At 61.1% G+C, this 4,218-nt stretch carries 4 pseudogenes; 1 reads left to right on the top strand and 3 read right to left on the bottom strand.

Annotated elements, in window-relative coordinates:
- Positions 1-449 (top strand): annotated as a pseudogene (locus ILFOPFJJ_RS36685) (Ulp1 family isopeptidase); the annotation flags it as partial.
- A 925-nt stretch (positions 450-1,374) separates the two neighbouring features.
- On the opposite strand, the pseudogene ILFOPFJJ_RS32820 reads toward ILFOPFJJ_RS36685, so the two are convergent.
- From ILFOPFJJ_RS32820 to ILFOPFJJ_RS32810, 3 pseudogenes are all read right to left on the bottom strand, one after another.
- A pseudogene (locus ILFOPFJJ_RS32820) lies at positions 1,375-2,276 on the bottom strand (IS110 family RNA-guided transposase); the annotation flags it as partial.
- Between the two features lie 340 nt (positions 2,277-2,616).
- A pseudogene (locus tag ILFOPFJJ_RS32815) lies at positions 2,617-2,844 on the bottom strand (SDR family NAD(P)-dependent oxidoreductase); the annotation flags it as partial.
- Positions 2,789-3,637 (bottom strand): annotated as a pseudogene (locus tag ILFOPFJJ_RS32810) (cytochrome P450); the annotation flags it as partial. The pseudogenes ILFOPFJJ_RS32810 and ILFOPFJJ_RS32815, both read right to left, overlap by 56 nt.
- Positions 3,638-4,218: the final 581 nt, after the last annotated feature.

Below are 4,218 nucleotides of genomic sequence, written 5' to 3'. Positions count from 1 at the left end.
GTGTTGATTGCGGCGTCTTCGTGGTGGACGGCACGCGCCAGCTGGTTCAACTCCTGGCGTGCGAAAAGCGGCCAGAGCCCCAAGCGCCGCTGCACCTCAACCACCTCGTCGCCGATCGGCGGGCGCTGCAAGGGCGGCTGTGGCAGCCCTTGCCGCACGAGCGTGCCGCAGTCCCAGCGGAAGCTTTTGTAGCAGCTGGGCCGCAGGTGCAACACGCCGTCTTGCCAGAGCAGCAAGCCCGACGAGTTGCGCCAGCGCAGTCTGAACGCCACTTGGAGGCCCAGCACGAGCTGACGAGTGCCCTTGACGGGAGCAACCTCCTGAACAGGGGCGGCCTCATCATCAACAATGCGAATTACACCGCGCTGTTGAGACCGGCGAAAAGGCCAAGGACTGACAATCCGCACAGCCTCGCCAGCGAGCGGCAGCCGAGCCAGATCGGCAATTCGGGCGCTCCCGTGCCGATGCCGCCTCCCAGCCATCAGTTGGACGGCAGGTTTGAGTCAATTGTTCATGGGAACCAGCACCAACCATTCGAACTCAATGCTTGGGCCGGCGCGCCTGGCTTTCCGCCGCCGTTTACCGGGCCAGGATCGGGCGCTCACCAGGCCACGCAGGGCGCTCCACAGCCCGGCTCGCCGCAACGTATTTTGCGTCAGCGCGGGCAGACGCTCGTCAACACGGAGTGGCAGCCCATGATGCAAGGCAGCGAACAAGAGCGCGCCGCGGCGCCTTCCACCGGAGCCAGTTTGCCGACGCTTGACCCCCTGGTGCCGCAGCCGGCTCACTCAACAGCGCGCCATCATCATGCGCTTGATGCGCCGGTGGTTGGTCTGAATGCGCCCGCGTCATTCCCTTTGCGTGAGCCTGATCATCATTCTGTGCCGGCGCCTGCCGGTCCGGCATTCGCCAGGACTGACGAGGTGTCCCCCCCGCTTAGCGAGGCCGCGGAGACCGCTCGAACTTTGGCTTGGTTGAGAGAAAATATGGAGGCCGTCGAACCGATAGTTGATATATCGGAATGGGCGGCACTCCTCTCGGAGCCGGATGGCTCAGGCCGATCCCCGTGATCTTTTGCTGATGGGTTGTCTTCTCTATTCGGCGTGGTGAGGTCACGCGCCTTCTGACTAAGCGTACCTATGGTGATTGATGTCTTCGCAGTGTCGCGCTTCTCTCCGGGCTCGGCCTGCGTGGCCCTCCCATTATGGGACCAGACGAATGAGGCGGAACAATCTAATCGGCGACCTGATCGCAATAAACGACCGTACCAAGACAACACGCGAACTCACCCCATCCGTCGTCCTGCGAAGGACATCTTTCCACCGGCGGCGGAATCTTGTCTCCTTTTGTTCTTGTCACCTTGGTTGCTAATTGCGCAGCAACAGGCAAGCTCTCCCGTGTCCAACAGAATTCGGTTCCGTCACTCCACATGCGATGCATGATCACAGCAAGCCGTCGGGCCAAGGCTACAACCGCCTTTTGCCTGCCGCGGCGTTTGGCGATATTCATCGCCCAAGCTTTTAGCCACGACCATTTCTTAACGTTTACCAGCAGGACTTGCGCGGCTTCGTACAGCAGGGATCGCATCATTGCGTCACCGCAACAGGATACTCGCCCGACCCGGTTGCTTTCACCAGACTCGTTCAGTTTCGGCGTCAGCCTGAGCACAGAACCCACCGCCTTTGAATGTGCAAACCGCCCAGGAATGTCGATGGTTGCCGTATAGGTGAGAGCGACAACGGGCCCGACACCGGGGATCGTCGTCAACCGGCGGCAGACTTCATCCTCACGGACCAAATCCAAAACCTTCTTGTGCAGCTTGGTGAACTCTTCGCGCAGCAGTTTGCGTGCAGTTAATAAAGGCTGCATGATCTCACGAAGCTCAGGCCTGTCTTCGACCAGCTCATTGATCCGCTCCTCGAATTTGACCTTGCCGACCAATCCGACTGACCGAAGTTGCGCAACAATCCGCGAATGTCATTCGCGATGGCGATGGCTTTTTCCTGCAGGAATTTGCGCGCGGTCAGCAATGCCCGGTGCTTCTGGCTCGTCAGTGTCTTCACATGCACAGGCCGGTAGAGATTGACGCGCATCATCTGGGCTATGCCACGCGCATCGTTGCGGTCCGTCTTATTCGGTTGGGCTTTCAAAAATGCCTTGGCATGCCTGGTCTCGATGCAGATCACGGGCAATCCTGCCTTGGCAAGTCCTTCATAAAGCCATTGCGACAGTGGCCCGGCTTCAAGACCGATCCGCTCGATTTGCCACTTCGCATCCGCCCAGCGCGGAAACGCCAGTTCGGTCGTCGCGTAGCGTGGAACCGGTCTTCATGTTGTTCATGTCCTTGTACCTGACAGGAAAGCGGCCACGCTGCTCTGCTATACCGCGGATGATTGCCCGCGGCGGTGGCGCGATCGTCAAAGTCGTGCCAGGGCTCAGCGGTGACAGACGGCGACGTGCGGTATTGCTGCACTCTGCGCCCGCGCTCGGTGCGACGCCGGCAACACCGCGGCGGCTCGCCGCTCGCCGAGTCGAAAAAGGCCGGCGCTATTACCCCACCGCACATCCGTCCATGACAATCCGCATCGGCATGCCCCGTGTGGCGAGACAGCGGCGCGCTGTCACCGCCTGCGCATCGGCGATGTCCATGGCTAGGGCGAGCGCGTGGCCCGCTTCGGCCGCGATCTGCGCGGTGCAGGCGATGGCCGCCGAGCCATCAATGTCGGCCACCACCACTTTGCCGCCCTCGCGCGCGATGGCGGGGGCGCATGCCTTGCCGATGCCGGCGCCCTGGCGGGTACATGCGCAGGATTTTCTCCACCGCCTTGTCCACCAGGGATGGATCACCGACCAGGCGTTCGCGCTGTTGCGGATGGCGCAACATGGCCAGCAGGCCGAATTCGATCTGCGCGACGGTGCTCTCGTGCCCCGCCACCAGCATGCCCGCCGCCAAGCCGATCGCCTCTTCCTCGGTCGCCTTGCCCTGGTCGACCGCCGCGAGCAGATCCGTCAGCAGGTCGTCGCCCGGATCCTGGCGCTTGTCCCGCATCTTGCCGCGAATGTAGGCGCGCAGTTCTTCCCAGGCCAGGCGCGACGCGCTGCGCGGGCCGCTTTCATGCTGGTGCGTCATCACCTCATCGGACAGCCCGGCGAAAAAGGCGTGATCCTCGTAGAGCACGCCCATCAGCGCGCTGATGACCATGGCCGGAAGCGGAAATGAGAGGTGGCGCCGCAGGTCGGCGGGCTGGGGCTGGGCCGCCAGCGTCTCGAACAACTGCGCGGCGATCGCCTCGACCTGCTGCGCGAGCAGCTTCACCCTGAGGTTGCTGAAGGCCGGCGCCACGATCGTGCGCAACCGGGCATGCTCGCCCCCCTCGTGCGAGACCAACCACCCCGGCGAACCGAGAATCACCGAATCCGGGGTGAATTCCGCCGGCGGAATTCCCGCGGGCCGGAACGCCGGGTCGGACAGCACCGCCTTGGCCTCGTCGTAGCCTGTCACCCACCAGCCTTCGTGCCCGGACGGGAAGCGCACGCGATGGATCGGGGCGTTGGCGCCTAGCGCCAACATTTCGGGCGAGGGCTCGATGTGATCGACGCGCCACATCGGCAGCGTCGGCAAGGGTTGTTCGGACATGGTGGCACTTCACTCTCTAAGCGATGGAAGGGCGGAGGTGACCGGCAGGCGATGCGGGCAGCCAATGACGAAACACGAAGCTCTACTAGTACTTGTTTTAAGACAAGAGGAGCAGAAGATATATTTAAGAATATATTCTGCTTATTTCATGTTGAAGACGATAAGATATTGATATTTCACCCAAAACTGAAACGAATATATTTTAGGATATATTCTGGTTATTTGTCCAACTGGTGGATTTGACGTGATACATGCCGGGAAGCGCAGCGACTTCACGCTAGGTCGTAGGAGGAGAGTCTGTGTATGCTCCAGGACGACCTGATGCCGTCAGTGCAGAGAGTGGACAAGGAAACGAGTCGGGACAGATTGACCTTGCCCCGTTGAAATAATCCATTTTGAAGTAAGCTCTGGCCCATTGAGAGGACCAGGGAATGAAGCGCAAGCGTTTCACGGACGAACAGATTATCGGCATTCTGAAGGAGCACGAGGTCGTCGCCGATACATCGCTTTCCGGCCTGCGGGTTGTCCGTGAGCTTGACCGGATTATCAAGGAGCGCGGCAAGCCGAAGATGATCGTCAGC

This window comes from Sinorhizobium psoraleae, from assembly GCF_013283645.1.
Classification (GTDB): domain Bacteria; phylum Pseudomonadota; class Alphaproteobacteria; order Rhizobiales; family Rhizobiaceae; genus Sinorhizobium; species Sinorhizobium psoraleae.
This window is presented reverse-complemented; position numbering and strand designations above follow the sequence as displayed.